Below are 18462 nucleotides of genomic sequence, written 5' to 3'. Positions count from 1 at the left end.
CCATGTACACCTCCATCAAGGACCAGCTGCAGGCTGAGCTGGACGACATCCGCACCGCCGGACTCTTCAAAACCGAACGCAGCATCAACTCCCCGCAGTCCAGCCACATCACGGCAGGGCAGATCGGCCAGCCCGGCGCCACCGTCCTGAACTTCTGCGCCAACAACTACCTGGGCCTTGCGGACCACCCGGACATCATCGCCGCGGCAAAACAGGCCATGGACTCGCGGGGCTTCGGCATGGCCAGCGTCCGCTTCATCTGCGGCACCCAGGACCTGCACCTGGAGCTGGAAGCCAGGGTTTCCAGGTTCCTCGGCACGGAGGACACCATCCTGTTCTCCAGCTGCTTTGATGCCAACGGCGGCGTCTTCGAATCCCTCTTCGGCCCTGAGGACGCCATCATCTCCGACGCCCTCAACCACGCCTCCATCATCGACGGCATCCGGCTCTGCAAGGCCCAGCGGTTCCGCTACGCGAACCAGGACATGGCGGAGCTCGAGGCCAGGCTCGTTGAGGCGAAGGATGCCCGGCGCAAGATCATTGTCACCGACGGTGTGTTCTCCATGGACGGCTACCTGGCACCGTTGGAAGCCATCTGCGACCTCGCCGAGATGCACGACGCCCTGGTGATGGTGGACGATTCCCACGCCGTCGGCTTTATGGGTGCCACCGGTGCAGGAACCCCGGAGCACGCAGGCGTGTCCCGGCGCGTGGACATCTACACCGGAACGTTCGGCAAGGCCCTGGGCGGCGCGTCCGGCGGCTACGTGTCCGGCCGCAGCGAAGTGGTGGCCATGCTCCGCCAGAAAGCGCGACCGTACCTGTTCTCCAACTCCCTGGCCCCCGCGATCGTCGCCGCGACCATCAAGGCGCTTGACCTGGTGGAGAACTCCGGTGACCTGCGGACCCGGCTGTTCGAGAATGCCCGGCTGTTCCGCCGCCGGATGACGGAGGAGGGCTTCGAACTCCTGGACGGCGAACACGCGATTGTTCCCGTGATGTTCGGGGATGCCGTGATGGCCGCCAAGGTGGCGGACCAGATGCTCCAGCACGGCGTCTTCGTCACCGCGTTCAGTTTCCCGGTGGTCCCGCGCGGCGCCGCCCGGATCCGCGTGCAGCTTTCAGCGTCGCACTCAGCGGACGACGTCGAAGCATGCGTGGCTGCCTTTGTCGCCAGCCGTGCGGCGGTAGCAGGCTAACCCAGCCGGGCTAAACCCCTGGCGGGTGCCCGGCGCGGCCGCAGGGCAACTCTGCAAGGATGGAGCCATGGCAGCACACTACGACGTTCTGATTGTGGGCGGCGGCATCGCCGGCCTGTCCCTGGCGTCCGCGCTCGCGGGCAGTTGCGGCGTGGCGCTGGTGGAAGCGGAGCAGGAGTTGGCGTACCACACGTCCTCCCGCTCCGCCCGCCAACTGATCCCGAGTTACGGCCCTGAGGTGGTCCAGGAGCTCACAGTCCGGACCCTGGAGCTGATGGCGGCCCGGGACGCGCAACTGCCGGAACCTGTCCTGACGCTGCGGAGTTTTATGCTCATCGGCACCGAGGAATCCGTCCGCGCCGAGGCCAGCGGCCACATGAATGCCATCACGCATGAACGGGCAATGGAGCTGTGCCCTGCGCTGGTCGCCGGGTCCTTCTCCGCCGCAGGCCTGGACACCGGTTCCTTCGGCTGCAACGCCCCGCTGCTGCTGGCCGACCACCGGCATCGGGCTGAGGCCGCCGGCGCCGACATCGTCACTGGGGCCCGCGTACATTCCGCCCAGCGGCTGGGCTCGGGCTGGGAGATCGGCGCCGGGCAGGAAGCTTTCGAAGCCGGGGTGCTGGTCAACGCGGCGGGCGCCTGGGCTGATGAAATCGCGGTGATCAGCGGGGTGGAGAAACTTGGGCTGCAGCCGTACCGGCGCACTGCGGCAGTTGTCGACGTCAAACGTCCCTTGCCCGAGCACAGCCCCATGGTGGCGGCAGCGGACAACTCGTTCTACTTCCGCCGCGAGGGGGAGCACGTGCTGATCTCGCCGTCGGAAACGGTGCCCAGCGGACCGGAGGACGCCCGGCCGCGGCCCGGCGATATCGAGCGGCTGATCGTGAGGCTCAACCAGCTGACCACGTTGGGAATCCGCGGAGTACGGAGCGCATGGACGGGGCTCCGGACCGAGGCAGCCGACGGCGTCCCGGTAGCCGGTTTCGACGCCGAAGCCCCAGGGTTCTACTGGCTTGCCGGTCAGGGCGGTTACGGTTTCCAGACCTCATCGGCCATGGCGGAGCTCGCCGCCGCGCAAATCCTGGCAGGACAGGGCGCCGGGCACAGCGCCGGGCACAGTTCCGGCGCGGCCCACCATCCGGCATCCCGGACAGCGGAGGCGCTGGCCGCCGCGCGCTGGTCCATCCGGCGCTGAACAATGGAACCTATGAGCACCCTGATCACCAATATCGCCGAGCTGATGACCCAGGACCTGGAACACCGCGTCCTTAGGAATGCCGCCGTGGTGATCGAGGGCGAACGGATCGCCTGGCTCGGTTCCGCCGCGGATGCGCCGGCGGCCGATGACGCCGTGGACGCCGGCGGCCGGGCCGTGCTGCCGGGCTGGGTGGATTCGCACACGCACCTGGTCTTCGCCGGCGACCGCACTGCGGAGTTCGAGGCGCGGATGGCAGGGGAGTCGTATTCGGCCGGCGGCATCGCCGTAACCATGGACGCCACCCGGCGGGCCTCCGATTTCGACCTCACCCGGCTGGCGATGGCGCGCGTGTCCGAGGCCGTATCGCAGGGCACCACCTACGTCGAAACCAAGACCGGGTACGGGCTGGACATTGAGCACGAGGCCCGGATCGCCCGGATCGCCTCCACCGTCGCAGACGAAGTCACCTACCTGGGCGCCCACCTGGTCCCCGCGGGCACCGATGCGGAGGCCTACACCGACCTCGTCTGCGGGCCCATGCTTGACGCCGTCCGGCCCTACGTCCGGTGGGCGGACGTGTTCTGCGAGGAAGGAGCCTTCAACGTCGAGCAGTCCCGCCGTGTGCTGGAGGCGTGCCGGGCCGCCGGGCTGGGGATCCGCGTCCACGGCAACCAGCTCGGCGAGGGTCCCGGCGTGCAGCTCGCGGTGGAACTCGGGGCAGCCAGCGTGGACCACGTGAACTACCTGTCGGCCCGTGATGTGGCGGCGCTGGCGGAAAGCTGGTCCGCCTGGAATCCGGACACAGGCACGGGGGACCGCGGCACCGTCGCAACCTGCCTCCCCGCGTGCGATCTTTCCACCCGGCAGCCGCTGGCCCCGGGGCGCGAACTGTTGGACGCCGGGGTGCAGGTGGCGCTGGCCTCCAACTGCAACCCGGGTACGTCCTACACCAGCTCCATGGCGTTCAACGTGGCTACGGCCGTCCTGCAGATGCGCCTGAGCGTCCACGAAGCGGTGCGTGCCGGAACCTATGGAGGCGCGCTGGCGCTGCACCGGGAGGCAGGGCACGACGCCGACGGCGTACGGGCGGTGGGTTCGCTCGCCGTCGGGCACCGGGCAGACCTGCACATGCTCAACGCCCCCTCCGCCACGCACCTCGCCTACCGCCCGGGCATGCCGCTGACGTACGGTGTGTGGCGGGCCGGTGCGCGGGCACGGTAGCCAGACTCCGATTTGTTGACGCAAAATGATTGTTACGAACTGTTATGATCAGATAACGTCATATTCTGGTGACTGTTTGACGCTGAGAGGCCCCCATGACCCGCACTGACCGCTTGACGGCCATCCTCGATATCCTCGCCAAAACCGGCCAGGTGGAGGTGGAAGAAATCGTGGGCACGCTGGGTGTATCGCCGGCCACGGCACGGCGTGATCTGGACAGCCTGGCCAAGCGACGGCTGCTGACCCGCACCCGGGGCGGAGCCACCACCGGCGCCCTGGCGTACGACCTCCCCGGCCGGTACAACCGTGACGACCACGCCGAAGCCAAGGAACAGATTGCCCAGGCGGCTTCGGCGCTCATTTCACCCGGCGCGGTGATCGGGCTTTGCGGCGGCACCACCAGCACGGCCCTCGCGCAGATCCTGGCAACGCGGGAGGACCTCAACGCTCCCGCCAACCAGCCCACCCTGACGGTGGTTACCAACGCCATCAATATCGCTGCGCAGTTGGCTGTCCGCCCCAACATCAAAGTCATGGTGACCGGCGGCATCCTGAACCCCCGCTCCTACGAACTGGTGGGCCCGTACACCGACATCATCATGCAAAAGGTGGTCATGGACATCGCCTTCATCGGCGTCAATGGCATCGACCCCGAGGTAGGCCCCACCAACACGGGGGAGGGTGAAGCGTCAGTGAATGCCCTGCTGGCCAGCCGGGCCCGGGTTTCCTATGTCCTGGCCGACTCCTCCAAAGTTGGCGTCAGAGCCTTCGCCACCATGGACGGCTACGCGTTCAACCGCCTGATCACCGACTCCGGTATCTCCGCGGAGGACAAGGCAGCGTTCGAAGCCAACGGCACCGAAGTGATCGTGGCTCCGCACTAAGTGACCAGCAACAACCCCTAAAAGATCATCGGCGGCGCATCCAGGACGGTCTCGTCCACCCGGCGGTCCACCCACTGGCTGAACGGAATATCGAGTTCGTACTTGCCCAGGTCGGTGCGCAGAAGGGTCCGCACCGCGGCATTGTCCGGGTTGTTGAGTGATTCGAAATACTCCACCGACCAGTGGAACCAGCGCATGCAGAACAGCCGCATGGTGAGCCCGTGGGTCACCAGCAAGGTGTTGGGGGCGTAGTCCGGCTTAGACCAGTGGCGATACAGCGTCTCCATGAACGACGAGATCCGGTCGTAGACGTCGGAGCCGGATTCGCCTTCCCTGAACCGGTAGAAGAAATGGCCGTAGGCGTTGCGGAGTTCCTTCTGGTCCTCGATGTCGCCGGTGATCTGGAAATTGGCCCAGTCCTGCTCACGGAGGCGCGGCTCTTCGATCACCCGCTCCGTGAGATTGCCGAGGTTGAGTGCCTCCAGGGTCTGGTGCGCCCGCAGGTACGGCGACACATAAACGCAGACCTGGCGGCCGTCCAGCTCGCGGCGGATCCGTTCGCCGGCCGCCGTGGCCTGCGCCAGGCCCAGGGGAGTCAACGGAATCCGGTAGTCCGGGACCCTGTTGTAGATGGACGTATCGACATTGGCCGCGGACTGGCCGTGCCGGATCATGAAGATTTTCCCTGGCGCGCTCATAAGCCCCAAGCATAGGTGCCGCCCCGAGGATGCTCTCTCACTTTTGGTGCGTTTTCGGCGGACGCTCTCTCACTTTGGTCAGCCCCGGCGAGCTGGCCACCCCCGAATCAGCGAAGAACCAGAAACTAAAGGCAAGATGGAACCATGTTGGTTCCCTCCCGCCGTCGGCTGCGGATTGAAGTCTGGATTGTGCTGGGTCTGTCCCTGGGGCAGTCCGCCGTCTACTCGGTGGTGCAGTTGCTGGACAAGATGACGCGTGCACCGCTGGCCGAAGGCACGTCCACGCTGAACCGGTCACAGAGCCCCCGCGAATACTTCGATCTCACCTACCAGCTGCTGGACATCATTTTCGCCCTCGTGCCCGTGCTGCTGGTCATCTACTTCCTTACGGACCAGCGGCAATCCGGCGCCGGAGTGAGCCCCCAAGGCTGGTCCGCCTTCCGGAAGCTGGGGTTCAACTTCGCCCGGCCGGGCCGTGACCTGCTGCAGGGCTTTGGCCTCGCGGCGCTGATCGGGATCCCGTCGCTGGGCCTCTACGCAGCGGGACGTGCCCTGGGGATCACCACCGCCATCATCCCCAGCGCGCTCGACTCATACTGGTGGACGGTTCCCGTCCTGATCCTGTCCGCGCTGCGGCACGCCATCGTGGAAGAAGTCATTGTGGTGGGTTACCTCCTGGACCGCTTCGGCAAGTTCGGCTGGAGCATGCCCCTGGCCATCTTCACTAGCTCGATGCTCCGCGGCAGCTACCACCTTTATCAAGGCTTCGGGCCGTTCATCGGCAACGCAGTGATGGGTGTGGTCTTCGCCTGGCTCTACACAAAGACCAAACGGGTGATGCCGCTGGTTATCGCACACGCGCTGCTGGACATCGTTGCCTTCGTTGGCTTCAGCCTCTTTGGCAGGGCTGTGGGCCTGGGCTAAGGGGGTTTGTCCGGCTCAGGTCCAGCTTAAAAGGATTCGGCCGCCATCGGTGGGTGGCATCATTGGCACCCGCTGATGGCGGCCGAAGCTATTGAACGTGCAATCAGATGGTGACTGCTCCGGTAGCGGTTTCGAAGGTTACTGACAGGATGCCCGGGGTTCCATGCGGAGCCACCCAGTCAACGGCCACATCCTCCAGCGGCTTCTCGACGGGCTCGCCCAGCCATTCCGTCACGCGTTCGGCGGAACCGGCTATGGTCAGGCAGCTCATCTTGACGTTGCTCTCATAGGCGTTGGACGGGTGCAAGGCGGGGTCACCCTCCCACTTGAGCATGTACGGGACCTGAGGGTCCGCGATCAGGCCCAGGATGCCGATCTGCTTCCAGACCAGCTCGCGGCCGTCCGGGAACTTGCGGTTGCCGTTGACGGCGGCACGGCCCAGGCGGTCTTCGAACGGAGCGAGGTCGTCCACCTCGACGCACCAGCCCATCCAGCCGCCGCCGGCTTCGGATCGGGCCCGGACAGCCTGCCCGAAGGGAGCCTTGTCCGATGCCGGGTGGTTCAGGACCTCCACGACTTCCAGGTATTTATGGCCCGCGAGGGGAATAATCATGTTCCGGGTTCCAAACCGGGGGTGCACGCCACCCTTCACGGCTTCAACGCCAAGGGCGGACGAGATACGTTCGGTGGTGGCAACGAGGCCATCTTGTTCACAGGCGTAAGAGACGTGATCCATGCGCATGCCATCATCTTGGCACTTTGTGATCCGGCTCTCAGCTAAGGGTAGCCTTACCGGAATCCTGATGCGTCAGGAGTGGACATTTCCGGGCGGCCAAGGGTGCGGCGGAGCCCAACAAAGACGCGGCAGGCCAGCCGCAGTAGGGCTCCCGCGAAGTCACAACCAGTCACACGCTTAGCAATAGACCGGGGCTGTTCGTACACTCGAAGCAGGTCATGAGTGCCAGCGACAGCCCCGGCTTGCTGGCCGGCAACCCTCTTTTGCGGCGGGGTGCCCCGGGTGAGGACCTGGCCTGCCGGTCAATTGACGGTGGGCAAGCGCGTAGAAAAGGTCCTTCCATGACGATTACGATTTCCCGTACCGCAGAACCCGGGAACGGTGTGGTCCGTTACGCCAGTATCGGCGGACTCGAGCTCGAAGCCGGCGGATACCTCCCGGAAGTCACCCTCGGCTATGAAACGTGGGGAACCCTCAACGCGGACGGCTCCAACGCCGTCCTGATTGAGCACGCCCTGACCGGAAGCACACACGTGACGCGCGGCGACAGCGACGAGCCCGGCTGGTGGGAACAGCTGGCCGGGCCGGGTGCGCCGGTGGACACGGACCGGTTCTTTGTGGTCTCCATCAACATCGTGGGCGGCTGCTACGGCTCCACTGGGCCGTCCTCGGATGCCCCGGACGGCAAGCCGTGGGGGTCCCGCTTTCCGTTGGTAACGCTGCGGGACACCACCGCGGCCGAGGCCAGGCTGGCTGACCAGCTGGGAATCCCGAGCTGGTACGCCGTGCTGGGCGGTTCCATGGGCGGCGCGCGGGCCCTGGAATGGGCGGTCACCTATCCGGAACGGGTTCAGCGGTGCGCCGTTATCTCGATCGGTGCCGCCAGCACCGCCGAACAGATCGCATTCGCCCAGGCGCAGACGCTCGCCATCCGCCAGGACAGCAATTTTAACAACGGCGACTACTACGGCGGTCCGCTGCCGGAGGACGGACTGGCCCTGGCACGGCGCATCGCGCACATCACCTACCGCTCCGCCGAGGAATTCCATGGCCGCTTCGGACGGTCGGCCCAGCACCCGGAGTCGCCGTTCCAGGCGGCAGCGCTGGGGGAGCGGGGCCGCTACCAGGTGGAAAGCTACCTGGACCACCAGGGCAAAAAGCTGGTGCGGCGCTTTGATGCCAACAGCTACATCGCCATCACCGACGCCCTGATGAGCCACGACGTCTGCCGCGGGCGGGGCTCGCTGAACGAGGCCTTGGGCCGGGCCACCGCCAGGTTCTTCGTGGCTGCCGTGGACAGCGACCGGCTGTACTTCCCGTCCCAGTCCCGTGAGCTGGCTGACGCCCTCCCGGGCGACGTGGACGTGCACGTTATTGAGGCCCCGATCGGCCACGACGGCTTCCTGACCGAGATCGGCCAGCTCGGCGTCCAACTCCGGAAGACCTTCCTCGTCTAAGCCCGAACGGACACTTGAGCCCCTGCTCTTAAACGCGAGAGGACACTCGAGGCCCCTGGAATCAGGGCCTCAAGTGTCCTCTCGCGCTGACTAAGCGATCAGCCGTTCATGATGTCGGAGCGGCGCTTCATGTAGTCCTCCATGGCCAGCTCGCCGTTGCTGTACTGCTGGTCGAGTTCGGCCAGCTTCCGGGCACGGTACCCTTGCGGGCCCGACGGCGGCAGGGGAATAGCGGGGGCGGCAGGCTGCTGCGGTGCTTCCGCGCGCTGCTCCGGCACCGGCTCGCCGTTGGGTTGCGGCTGGCCGGACGGCGGGAACTGCTGATCCGCAGAAGGAATCGGCTGCATGGGCGGCAACGGCTGGCTCGGCGGCAGGGGCTGCGGGCTCATGATCTGCCGGAAGCCGCCACTCATGTAATCCTGCTGCGTGTAGCCGTCACGGGGCTGCTTGTTCTGCGGCCCCGGGTACTGATCGCTGCCCGGGTACTGCCCGCCGCCTGGAAACTGCTCGGGGTAGCGGCCGGAAAAGCTCTGCTCCTGATTCCGTTTGTTCACGGATTTCCGGTACATCCGCATCGCCATCGGTATCACGAACGACAGAATGATGATCCAGAAAAACAAGCTGTTCACGGTGTAGCGCCTCTCATATGTGTCCTTCCAGCTTAACCCCGGAGCCCACACGCGCGGCCGGGATCCCCAGGAAGGCCCCGTACCGGTCCACGGCGTCCTGCACGGCATCTTCCGTGGCCCGGTCCGCGGCAGCGGACAGCCGGATATCCAGCTCACAGCGGCCGGAGAACATGGTGTGCCGCCAGCAGCCGGCCATCCGCCCGTCCAGCAGCACCACATGCATCGGATCCCCGGCGACCGGGAACGCCGGAGCGCTGCCGCCCAGATCGTGCCGAGTTGCTGAATAGCCCATCACGTATTCGTCGTAGCACTGGATCAGGTCGATCCGCGGTCCTGCCGCGGCCGTGGCGTTGCCGGCCTCCGAACCGCCCTCCGCGCCGGCGTCGAAATAATGCTCGACGCCGTCAATCACCAACGTTGCCAGCGTTTCGGGAGCAGCCGCCAGGGTCTGTTGGAGGCCGAGGCGCACGTCGGCCATGGTGAGCCCGGACCAATCGGCGCAGTCCTTGACGGTGGCCGGACCGCGGCTGGTGAAGTAGCGCCGGACGAGCTCGCTGAGCGCTTCGGCCCGGGTGGGAGGCCCGGGCGGGCCGGCAGGTACACGCTCGTCAAAAAGGGCGTAGGTCTGCTTCAGGGACCCGCCCCGGCTGCGCACTGGCGACCCGCTGGTCAGGATTCCGCTGATCTCGGCGTGCATGATCAGGTAGGCCAGCTGGAAGCCGGTGGCCGCGAACCCTTCGTCCTGCAGCCGCGAGGCCAGCTGTTCGCGGGTCAGGTGTGAGCCGCCCCGGACGGCTTCGGCCAGGACCTGTCCGCTCCGGTCAGCGGCGGCGGCATCAATCCCGGTCTGCCGGGACATGCCCGCGTTGCCCTGGTGAAGCCGCGGCGCGGACAAGGCCGTCAGCCAGCGAAGGTCCTCGCGGTGCACAAAATGCCAGGTGGGCCGCAGGATATGGGTGCGCAGGATGCGCCCGTCGGACACCGCCTCCTCCACCTCCGCGGCTGTGGCCACCGAAGTCGAGGTGGCAGCAACCCGGTGAGACGGGGCCCCAACGGCAGGTCCAAGACTGCCGGTCCTTTGCGCCAGGCTCCAGCGGGCGTAAGGAAACTCCTGCGCCTGGACAGCCAGCAAGTGCCGGACGGCGTCCTCCGGGGCGCCCAGGCCGGGCCCGCGCAGCCGTTGGGCGTGAAGCCGCCGCCGCACTACCTCATCCGGATTCATGCCCGTCCGGGGGAGCTGTCCCGGGGTCACGCCGGGCCGCCGGTCACGCCGGGCCGCCGGTCACGCCGGGCCGCCGCTAGCGCCGGGCGTCGGTGGTGCCCAGCGGCCCCTCGCCGGAACCCAACGGAACGCCCGGGCCGAACACGGGTCCCGGCGTCGGGCGTTTTGCGGTGATTCCGTCGCCGGAGGAGCGGTGGCGCAGCCGCCGCACCACCCACGGGACAAAGTACTCGCGGGCCCACACCAGGTCCTCGGAGCGGGCTGTCCGCCACGTGCGGGTGGGCAGGGGCTTGGGCCGGAGAGGCTCGAGCGTGTGGTCCACGTTGAGCGATTCCAGCACCATGGCGGCGATGGTGTGGTGTCCCAGCGGCGAAAAATGCAGGCGGTCTTCGTCCCACATCTGCGGATCGTTCAGCTGCTTGAGCGACCACATGTCGGCGATGATGGCGTCATGGCGGGCGGCCACTGTGCGGAGGTTCTCGTTGTAGATGGCCACCTTGCTGCGGATCCGTCCCAGGACCGAGGATCCGGTATCCGGACCGTTGAACAGCACCACCGTGGCGCCGCCCGTGGCCAGGATCTGGACCACTGAATCAAGTTTTTCGGCGAGGGCGTCGGGGTCGCCGCCCGGCCTGATGAGATCGTTGCCGCCGGCGGAAAGGGTTATCAGGTCCGGCTTAAGCGCCAGGCACGGAGCGAGCTGTTGGTCCACGATCTGCTGCAGCAGCCGGCCGCGGACGGCCAGGTTGGCATAGGCGAAGTCCGCCTGGCCCCTGCCCAGTTCCTCGGCCACGCGGTCCGCCCAGCCGCGGAAGCCGCCGGGGCTTGTGGGGTCCGGGTCGCCGATGCCCTCGGTGAACGAATCTCCCATCGCCACATAGCGGCTCCAGGGGTGGGCTTCCGTGGCCCTGGGCGGGCTCTGCATGGCTTTTGTGTCATTCACGGTCCTATCCTGCCTCCTTGCTCACAAGCTACGCCACCGTAGGTAGTTACCGCCGGGTAACTGTAAGAATGGAACCATGACTGACGCCCAAGTATTTCCCGCCCCCGTTGTTCTGTGGTCCCGGCCGGAGGACCAGCGCACCGGAAAGCCGCTGCTGGTGCTGCTCCACGGCTACGGCGCCAACGAACAGGACTTGCTTAGCCTGGCGGATATGCTTCCCGAAGACTTTGTAGTTGCTTCGCTCCGGGCGCCCCTGGCTACGGGCCCCGGGTTTATGTGGTTCCCCCTGACGGCCTCCATCGAATACACGCTCGACGCCGTCAAAGCTGGCGCCGGTTACGTGCAGGACTGGATTGACACCGTCAAGGCCGACCACCCGACGGTGACGCTGCTCGGCTTTTCCATGGGAATGGCGATGGCCACCACGCTGCTCCGGCAGCGCCCCGCTGACTACGCCGCCGTCGTCGGGCTTTCCGGTTTTGTGGTCAACGCGGACGGGGACCCCACGTTCAAGGATGGCGAACTGGACGGTACAGTGCCGCTCTTCTGGGGCCGCGACCAGCAGGACCCCGTGATCACGCCCGACAAGATCGAGTACACCATGGGCTGGGTGCGCGGGCACGTCAAGCTCACCAAGGTCCTATACACGGGCATGTGGCACGGCATCAACCAGCAGGAAATCGGGCACGTCTCCGAGTTCCTGACGCACGAGGTGCTGAACAAATAAACGTACGACGGCGGCCGGCGGCACAGTGCCGCCGGCCGCTTACGCTGTCCTCACCGACTGAGGCTGAGCCAGGCCTGTTAAATCAGGCTTCCGGTGCCACAACCTGCACGGTCTGCCCGTTGACGGTGACGGTGTCGCCGTGGTGCAGCTGGCGTCCGCGGCGGTCCTCGATCTCGCCGTTGACCTTGACGAGTCCATTTTTGATCAGCTCGGCGGCTTCCACGCCGTCCTCCACCAGGCTGGCGAGCTTCAGGAGCTGGCCAAGACGGATCATGCTGTCGCGGATGGGGATCTCTTGAATGTCCTGGTTGCTCATACAAGCAATAATGCCTGACGTAAGGTGAATCCAATGACCCACACCCCACGGATGCCGCGCTTCGCGGGGCTCCCGCTGGCCGTCGGCGCGGGACTGGCCATTCCCGTCCAGGGCCGGATCAACGGGGCCCTCGGCGTCCGGCTCAACGACGGCATCGCCTCGGCCGTGGTGGGTTTCAGCACCGACCTGGTGGTGATGATCCTGATCTCCCTGATCCTGCCCAGCGGCCGCGCCGGTCTGGCCAGGATCCTGCCGGCGGTCCGGACCCGGGCTTTCCCGCCCGTATACGTGCTGGCCGGCGGCATCGGCGCCCTATTTGTCTTCGCGCAGTCCTTCACCGTGGGCATCCTGGGCGTGGCACTGTTTACCGTCGCCGCCGTGACCGGGCAGACCCTGAGCGGGCTGCTGGTGGACCGGCTGGGCATCGGAGCTGGGAGTGCTGGTGACCGGGCTCGGCATGATCGCCGGACAGCTCCTTGGCTCCCTGGGGCTGGACCTCCTGGTGCCGGCCCCCGGGAGCGTCGTGGCCCCGGCCACCGTCCTGGGCACACTGCTGACGCTGGCCGCCATCATCCTGGCCACACTGCCGTGGCCGCGGGGCGCCTTCCGGAGGCAGCGGCCGGTAGGCTAGGACACGCAGTTCTCTGCATCTCGTTCCTTCGCCCGCCCCGCCCGCACCCAGCGGTGATGCACCCACGTGCAGCGGGGCCAGATACCCGCGGACCGCACCCAGCGGCCCTGTAGAAATTGGAGTCCACCATGGCAGCAAAATCCGTACTCGACCAGGTCATTTCCCTTTCCAAGCGAAGGGGCTTTGTGTTCCAGGCCGGTGAAATCTACGGAGGCTCGCGCTCTGCCTGGGACTACGGACCCCTCGGCGCCGAGCTGAAGGAAAACATCAAGCGCCAGTGGTGGCAGTCCATGGTCCGCGGCCGCGAGGACGTGGTGGGCCTGGATTCCTCCGTCATCCTGCCCCGCCAGGTATGGGAAGCCTCCGGCCACGTTGATGTCTTCTCGGACCCGCTCGTGGAGTGCCTCTCCTGCCACAAGCGCTACCGTGCCGACCACCTCGAGGAAGAGTACGAAGAAAAGAAGGGCCGCCCCGCCGAGAACGGCCTGAAGGACATTGCCTGCGTCAACTGCGGCACGCGCGGCGAATGGACCGAACCCCAGGAGTTCTCCGGCCTGCTCAAGACCTTCCTCGGCCCGGTGGCCAGCGACGAAGGCATGCACTACCTGCGCCCCGAAACGGCCCAGGGCATATTCGTGAACTTCAGCAACGTCCTGACCACCTCCCGCAAGAAGCCGCCCTTCGGCATCGGCCAGATCGGCAAGTCCTTCCGGAACGAGATCACACCGGGCAACTTCATCTTCCGCACCCGTGAGTTCGAGCAGATGGAAATGGAGTTCTTCGTCGAGCCCGGCACGGACGAAGAGTGGCACCAGTACTGGATGAAAGAGCGCATGTCCTGGTACACCGGCCTGGGCATCCGGGAAGAGAACCTGCGCTTCTTCGAGCACCCGCTGGACAAGCTCAGCCACTACTCCAAGGGCACCACGGACATCGAATACCGCTTCGGCTTCCAGGGCTCCGAATGGGGCGAGCTCGAAGGCATCGCCAACCGCACCGACTTCGACCTCTCCACGCACTCCAAGGCCTCCGGCCAGGACCTGAGCTACTTCAACCAGGCCACCAACGAGCGCTACACCCCGTACGTGATCGAGCCGGCCGCAGGCCTGACCCGTTCCTTCATGGCGTTCCTGGTGGACGCGTACACCGAGGACGAGGCACCCAACGCCAAGGGCGGCGTCGACGTCCGTACCGTCCTGCGCCTTGACCCGCGCCTGGCCCCCGTCAAGGCTGCGGTGCTGCCGTTGAGCCGCAACGAGGACCTCTCGCCGAAGGCCAAGGACCTGGGCGCGCAGCTGCGCAAGAACTGGAACATCGACTTCGACGACGCCGGCGCGATCGGCCGCCGCTACCGCCGCCAGGATGAGATCGGCACCCCGTTCTGCATCACCGTGGACTTCGACACCCTCGAGGACCAGGCCGTGACCATCCGTGAACGCGACTCCATGAGCCAGGAACGCGTCTCGCTGGACAAGGTGGAAGGCTACTTGGCCGCCCGCCTGATCGGCGCCTGAGCATGGCGATCGAATACCGCGAATGGCGTGAGGGCGATGACCTGACGCTGCTGGAAATCTGGGGCGGCCCGGAGACCGAGCAGGCCCGGCAGTTCCGCGGTGCCCTGACCGTCTCCTCAGCCGGCACGGACGGCACCCCCTGGCGGCGCTGCATCGTGGCCGAGGACGTCATTGACGGCGTCGGCATTCCGGTGGCGGCGGGCGTGGTTTACGAGGCCTCGCTGCACCCGGAGCGGCTGTGGACCTACATCGAGGTGGCGCGCGATCACCGCCGCGCCGGCATCGGTGCCACGCTCCTGACCATGCTGCGCCGCGAAGCCGAGCAGGCGCCGTCGGGCGTTACCCGGCTGCGCGCGAAAGTGCAGCCGGGCACTCCGGGGGCCGCGTTCGCCGAGGCGTTCGGGCTCGCGCCCATCCAGCGTTCCCGGCTGGTGGTGGTGGAGCCGGGCGCACTCAAGCTGCCCGTGTTCCCTGCGAAGAACGACGGCGGCGGGCTGGCCAACGACGAAAACGCCGGCTCCGACGTCGTGATGGACCTCGCCACCGGCTCGGTTGAGCTGACCGACGTCGTGGGGCGGTATTACACGTCGATCCACGGCTGGGATTCGCCGGGCGTGCTGTCGGTGGGGCAGGTGCAGAAGCTGTTCCTGGATGACCTCACCGGCGCCCACGGTGCGCTGGTGCTGCGCGCCGAGCCGGGATCCGCCTTTGGCGCCGGGGTTTCCCCCAGCAAGAAGGGCCGGATCCGTGCCTTTGCGGTGAGCTATGCGGAGGCAGCCCAGGACCCGACGGCGGATGCTTCGGCCCAGGGCGCAAAGGCCACGGATGTGTTTGTGGGCCACGAACCCGCGCTTGAGGCAGACGACGCCGCAGCCGCCGTCCGTGACCTGCTCTCGCTCCTCGCGTACCAGCACCCGGTCATGCTGGAACTGGACGATTCGATGACCGCGCTGCGCGCCGCCGTCGAGCCCTTGCTGGAATCCGGCAAGGCGCGCCAGGCCGGTGCCGAAACGCTGATCGTCTCGGACTGACCCCACCCGGGGGAGGTTACCGGCGTTTAGGCGGCCACGGGATGAAGCCGCTGGTTGCCTCGACGTATTCCCGGTAACCGGGCCGCCCGGACATCGCCTTTTCCGTCAAGGGCTTCCCGGTCTTCCCGGCCAGCGTCCACACCATCAGTGCCGGGGACAGGATGGTCAGGATGCCCGGCCAGGAGTCTGCGGCGATGAGGAACAGCCCCGTCCAGATAGCCGCGTCGCCGAAATAGTTGGGATGCCGGGTATACCGCCACAAACCGGTATCCAACACCGTGCCGCGGCGGGACGGATCCTTCTTGAACCGGGCCAGCTGCCAGTCGCCCACGGTCTCGAACACAAACCCCGTCACCCACAGCAGGACGCCGAGCACGGCCACCCACCCGACAGGCCCGGTGGCGAACATCCCCACCTGCAGCGTCAGGGTCACAAAAAACATAACCACGCCCTGCGGCAGGTAGACACGGCGGAGCGCGAACGCGTTCCTGGATCCGGGCGCCGGGTCCAGCAGGGCCTTGTAGCGCGGGTCTTCATGTCCGTCGCGCGCCCGCCAGCCAATATGGCCGCCCAGCCGCAACCCCCAGACCGCCGTCAGCAGAAGCAACAAGGCCCGGCGGGTGTCATCGCCCGATCCGGCCGACAGGAACCAGGACACCACGGCCACCGCAACGAAGCCGGGGCCCCACGCGACGTCCATCACCGAGTGCCGGCCCTGCCGGACGGCCACACCAAACGTCAGCGCCAGGACCGCCAGGACCGCCAGTGCTGTCCAGGGCAGCGACGCCGCGAACTCCGGCCACGGAAAAGGGCTCACAGGGCCACCTCGGCGGCGGACCCGGGCACCAGCTCAGTCAGCTTGCTCGAGGCCTGGTGTGTGAACCCGGTGCGCTCGGCGAAAGCCTTCATCACAAAACCGGTGGCCAACGTGTGCCACAGCCGGCCGCGGCGCACCATAAAATGCCCGGAACCGCGCAGCGAAACATACTGCATGCAGGCTGCTGTCCCGGTGGCTCGGCGCGCAAACGCCAAGGACTGGGACGGGCTGGTCATATGGTCTCCCGTGCCGTGGACAATCAGGACCTTTCGTCCGGCGAGCGGGGTGGCGGGTGTCTCCGGGCCGAGCCACGGGGCCAGCGCCACCACGGCGTCCACCTGCGGATCGTCCGCGGCACTCACTGCGGTGAGGCCGCCCATTGAGTGCCCCACCAGATACACGGGAACCCCAGGGTACTGCGCACTCATTTGCTGGAGGGCCCAGCGGGCATCCTGCAGTGCGGACCTGTCCGGCCCGTTCCAGCCACGCACGCTGTTCCGCAGGGACCACACCGCCAGCCCGTGGTCCTTCCCGGCACGGTGCAGGTGACGGGCGAACGTGACCATGCGCAGCGGGCTCAGGTGGCGGGCCTCCACGGGCTCAAAGCTGTGTGCCTTGCCCCCGTGCAGGACCAGTGCCACGCCCCGCGTTATCCCGGCGGCCGCCAGCACAGTGAGCGCCGCCTCCCGCCTCGCAGCAGGTTCGTTGGTATGGAATTCAGTCCTGCGGTCCGTCACGCGTGGTTCCTCCCGGTTCCTGCCATTTACCAACCTTAAGGCGCCGGACGTAGAGTTCAAGGTATGAGGTTCAACTGCTGATGGGCTCCGGTCACACCCACGTTTCAACAGATCATTCGGAGCCGACGGCCCAGGCGATTGCTGCCCGCCGGAAGGCAAACCGCATCCTGGCCGCGGTGCTGGTGCCGCTGACGCTTCTGACCCTGGCGGGCATGGCCATGCTGTGGCCGTCCGGGTCCAAGGACGGCATCTCCCTTGCCAGCCCCTATTCGGCGGCGCCCGGCGTCACGTTCGATACGGGCAAGATCCAGAGCGTCGTGGAAGAAAGCTGCATGCAGGGCTCCACCGCCCCTGGCCAATCCTCGGACACCAGCGGCCAGCCCGCCCCCGCCGGCTCCGACTGCATGTTTGCCTTTACTGAACCGGACCAGGGCGGCAGCCCCGTCAAAGTGGTGATCAGTCCGGATGTGGCGAAATCACACGGCGTAAAACCGGGTGACCAGATCAGGTACCTGAACCTTTCCAACGCCCAGGGCGCCTCGGCGTCGCAGGGGTCCCCGAGCTACATCTTTGTTGACTTCGTCCGGACCCTGCCCATCGTGATACTGGCGCTCCTCTATGCCCTGGTGGTCATCGCGGTGGCGCGCTGGCGTGGATTCCGGGCACTCCTGGGGCTGGTGGGCGCGTACTTCGTCCTTGCCGGCTTTATGCTGCCCGGCCTGGTGGAGGGAAAACCTCCCCTGCTGCTGGCGCTGGTGGGGTCAACGGTGATCATGATCGGGGTCCTGTATTTTGCCCACGGTTTCTCCGCGCGGACATCCACGGCACTGCTGGGCACCATGTTCGGCCTGGCCATCACGGCGCTGCTGGCAGCTTGGGCCACCGACGCCGCCAACCTGGCCGGGGTGGGCAGCCATGACGCCACCACCCTCATCAATACCTCGGCCAACATCTCCATTTCCGGGGTGATCCTGTGCGGCCTCATCATCTCCGGACTCGGTGTCCTGAACGATGTCACCATCACGCAGTCCTCCGCCGTTTGGGAACTCTACGAGTTGGCTCCCGGCACCAGCGCCCGCAAACTCTTCACCTCGGCCATGCGGATCGGCCGGGACCATATCGCCTCCACGGTGTACACCATCGCGTTCGCCTACGCCGGCGCAGCCTTGCCCATCCTGATCATCGTGATGCTGTACAACCGGCCGCTGGGGGACACCCTGACCAGCGCCGAGCTTTCCGAGGAAGTCATCCGCACCCTCGTCGGCTCCATAGGCCTGGTCCTCGCCATCCCCGTAACCACCCTGATCGCCGTGCTGGTGGTTAAGGCCACCGGCGTCAGGACGGCGGGTCAGCCCGCCATTGGCGTCCCGGACGAAGACCGCCGCCCCGATGGCACCTCGGGCGCTGCTTCCATCAACGCGGACGACGTCGGCGATACCGGTGCGCTCGCAGCGGCCGCCTTTGAGAGGCGGTCACGGCAGTCCACGGAAGATTCCGCCGATCCTGCCACCACCTGGAGGGGGCGCCGGGCAGACCGCGGCTGAACGGCAACTGAACGAAGCCATGGCGACCCAA

General features: G+C 66.7%; 18 protein-coding genes, 1 pseudogene and 1 riboswitch. Of the genes and pseudogenes, 11 read left to right on the top strand and 8 right to left on the bottom strand.

Features of this window, described 5'->3' with window-relative positions:
• Positions 1 to 2 precede the first annotated feature (2 nt).
• The 4 genes from NG697_RS04465 to NG697_RS04450 all read left to right on the top strand — a co-directional run bounded on the left by NG697_RS04465 (position 3) and on the right by NG697_RS04450 (position 4505).
• Positions 3 to 1199: a glycine C-acetyltransferase gene (locus NG697_RS04465; protein ID WP_252613691.1), complete on the top strand. Its 1197-nt coding sequence runs from the start codon at positions 3 to 5 to the stop codon at positions 1197 to 1199.
• A 67-nt stretch (positions 1200 to 1266) separates the two neighbouring features.
• Positions 1267 to 2397 carry an NAD(P)/FAD-dependent oxidoreductase gene (locus tag NG697_RS04460; protein WP_252613690.1) on the top strand — a complete coding sequence of 377 codons (1131 nt, stop codon included), beginning with the start codon at positions 1267 to 1269 and terminating at the stop codon, positions 2395 to 2397.
• Positions 2398 to 2409: 12 nt separating this feature from the next.
• Entirely contained in the window at positions 2410 to 3621 is a 1212-nt protein-coding gene (gene hutI, locus NG697_RS04455) for an imidazolonepropionase (RefSeq protein ID WP_252599967.1), read from the top strand.
• 95 nt (positions 3622 to 3716) lie between these two features.
• Entirely contained in the window at positions 3717 to 4505 is a 789-nt protein-coding gene (locus NG697_RS04450; protein ID WP_252599968.1) for a DeoR/GlpR family DNA-binding transcription regulator, read from the top strand.
• 17 nt (positions 4506 to 4522) lie between these two features.
• Here NG697_RS04450 and NG697_RS04445 read toward each other — a convergent pair whose 3' ends face one another.
• The gene (locus NG697_RS04445) at positions 4523 to 5203 is read right to left on the bottom strand and encodes a histidine phosphatase family protein (protein ID WP_252613689.1); all 681 of its coding nucleotides are present in this window, start codon (positions 5201 to 5203) and stop codon (positions 4523 to 4525) included.
• Positions 5204 to 5347: 144 nt separating this feature from the next.
• Between NG697_RS04445 and NG697_RS04440 the strand changes: the two genes are divergently transcribed.
• Positions 5348 to 6127, top strand: a complete 780-nt coding sequence (locus tag NG697_RS04440; RefSeq protein ID WP_252613688.1) for a CPBP family intramembrane glutamic endopeptidase — start codon at positions 5348 to 5350, stop codon at positions 6125 to 6127.
• A 103-nt stretch (positions 6128 to 6230) separates the two neighbouring features.
• Here the strand turns inward: NG697_RS04440 and NG697_RS04435 are convergent, their stop codons facing one another.
• Positions 6231 to 6869 carry a VOC family protein gene (locus NG697_RS04435; RefSeq protein ID WP_056348211.1) on the bottom strand — a complete coding sequence of 213 codons (639 nt, stop codon included), beginning with the start codon at positions 6867 to 6869 and terminating at the stop codon, positions 6231 to 6233.
• A 208-nt stretch (positions 6870 to 7077) separates the two neighbouring features.
• A riboswitch (SAM riboswitch) is annotated at positions 7078 to 7192 on the top strand.
• 12 nt (positions 7193 to 7204) lie between these two features.
• Between NG697_RS04435 and metX the strand changes: the two genes are divergently transcribed.
• Positions 7205 to 8320 carry a homoserine O-acetyltransferase MetX gene (gene metX / locus NG697_RS04430; RefSeq protein ID WP_252607857.1) on the top strand — a complete coding sequence of 372 codons (1116 nt, stop codon included), beginning with the start codon at positions 7205 to 7207 and terminating at the stop codon, positions 8318 to 8320.
• Between the two features lie 98 nt (positions 8321 to 8418).
• Here the strand turns inward: metX and NG697_RS04425 are convergent, their stop codons facing one another.
• The 3 genes from NG697_RS04425 to NG697_RS04415 all read right to left on the bottom strand — a co-directional run bounded on the left by NG697_RS04425 (position 8419) and on the right by NG697_RS04415 (position 11096).
• Positions 8419 to 8949, bottom strand: a complete 531-nt coding sequence (locus NG697_RS04425) for a hypothetical protein (protein ID WP_252607858.1) — start codon at positions 8947 to 8949, stop codon at positions 8419 to 8421.
• 13 nt (positions 8950 to 8962) lie between these two features.
• The gene (locus NG697_RS04420) at positions 8963 to 10171 is read right to left on the bottom strand and encodes a winged helix DNA-binding domain-containing protein (RefSeq protein WP_252607859.1); all 1209 of its coding nucleotides are present in this window, start codon (positions 10169 to 10171) and stop codon (positions 8963 to 8965) included.
• Between the two features lie 76 nt (positions 10172 to 10247).
• Positions 10248 to 11096: an SGNH/GDSL hydrolase family protein gene (locus NG697_RS04415; protein ID WP_252600047.1), complete on the bottom strand. Its 849-nt coding sequence runs from the start codon at positions 11094 to 11096 to the stop codon at positions 10248 to 10250.
• A 94-nt stretch (positions 11097 to 11190) separates the two neighbouring features.
• Here NG697_RS04415 and NG697_RS04410 point away from each other — a divergent pair, with 94 nt between their 5' ends.
• Complete coding sequence (locus tag NG697_RS04410; RefSeq protein WP_252599973.1) at positions 11191 to 11841, top strand: alpha/beta hydrolase; 651 nt, start codon at positions 11191 to 11193, stop codon at positions 11839 to 11841.
• A gap of 82 nt (positions 11842 to 11923) precedes the next feature.
• On the opposite strand, the gene NG697_RS04405 is transcribed toward NG697_RS04410, so the two are convergent.
• Entirely contained in the window at positions 11924 to 12157 is a 234-nt protein-coding gene (locus NG697_RS04405) for an RNA-binding S4 domain-containing protein (RefSeq protein WP_252607860.1), read from the bottom strand.
• Between the two features lie 33 nt (positions 12158 to 12190).
• Between NG697_RS04405 and NG697_RS04400 the strand changes: the two are divergent.
• The 3 genes and pseudogenes from NG697_RS04400 to NG697_RS04390 all read left to right on the top strand — a co-directional run bounded on the left by NG697_RS04400 (position 12191) and on the right by NG697_RS04390 (position 15333).
• A pseudogene (locus NG697_RS04400) lies at positions 12191 to 12788 on the top strand (DMT family transporter).
• 128 nt (positions 12789 to 12916) lie between these two features.
• Positions 12917 to 14302 (top strand): glycine--tRNA ligase, encoded by a 1386-nt coding sequence (locus NG697_RS04395; RefSeq protein WP_058929547.1) that lies wholly within the window; start codon positions 12917 to 12919, stop codon positions 14300 to 14302.
• A 2-nt stretch (positions 14303 to 14304) separates the two neighbouring features.
• Complete coding sequence (locus NG697_RS04390) at positions 14305 to 15333, top strand: GNAT family N-acetyltransferase (protein ID WP_252613687.1); 1029 nt, start codon at positions 14305 to 14307, stop codon at positions 15331 to 15333.
• Between the two features lie 16 nt (positions 15334 to 15349).
• Here the strand turns inward: NG697_RS04390 and NG697_RS04385 are convergent, their stop codons facing one another.
• Positions 15350 to 16150 (bottom strand): DUF1295 domain-containing protein, encoded by an 801-nt coding sequence (locus NG697_RS04385; protein ID WP_252613686.1) that lies wholly within the window; start codon positions 16148 to 16150, stop codon positions 15350 to 15352.
• Entirely contained in the window at positions 16147 to 16887 is a 741-nt protein-coding gene (locus NG697_RS04380; protein WP_252613685.1) for an alpha/beta hydrolase, read from the bottom strand. Before NG697_RS04380 ends, NG697_RS04385 begins: the two co-directional genes overlap by 4 nt.
• Positions 16888 to 16967: 80 nt before the next feature.
• Between NG697_RS04380 and NG697_RS04375 the strand changes: the two genes are divergently transcribed.
• Positions 16968 to 18431, top strand: coding sequence for a YibE/F family protein (locus NG697_RS04375; protein WP_252613684.1), 1464 nt, complete (start codon positions 16968 to 16970; stop codon positions 18429 to 18431).
• Positions 18432 to 18462: the final 31 nt, after the last annotated feature.

The organism is Pseudarthrobacter raffinosi (assembly GCF_023913835.1).
GTDB lineage: Bacteria > Actinomycetota > Actinomycetes > Actinomycetales > Micrococcaceae > Arthrobacter > Arthrobacter raffinosi.
Note: the sequence above shows the minus strand (reverse complement) of the source record. Positions and strands in the feature narration are given on the sequence as shown.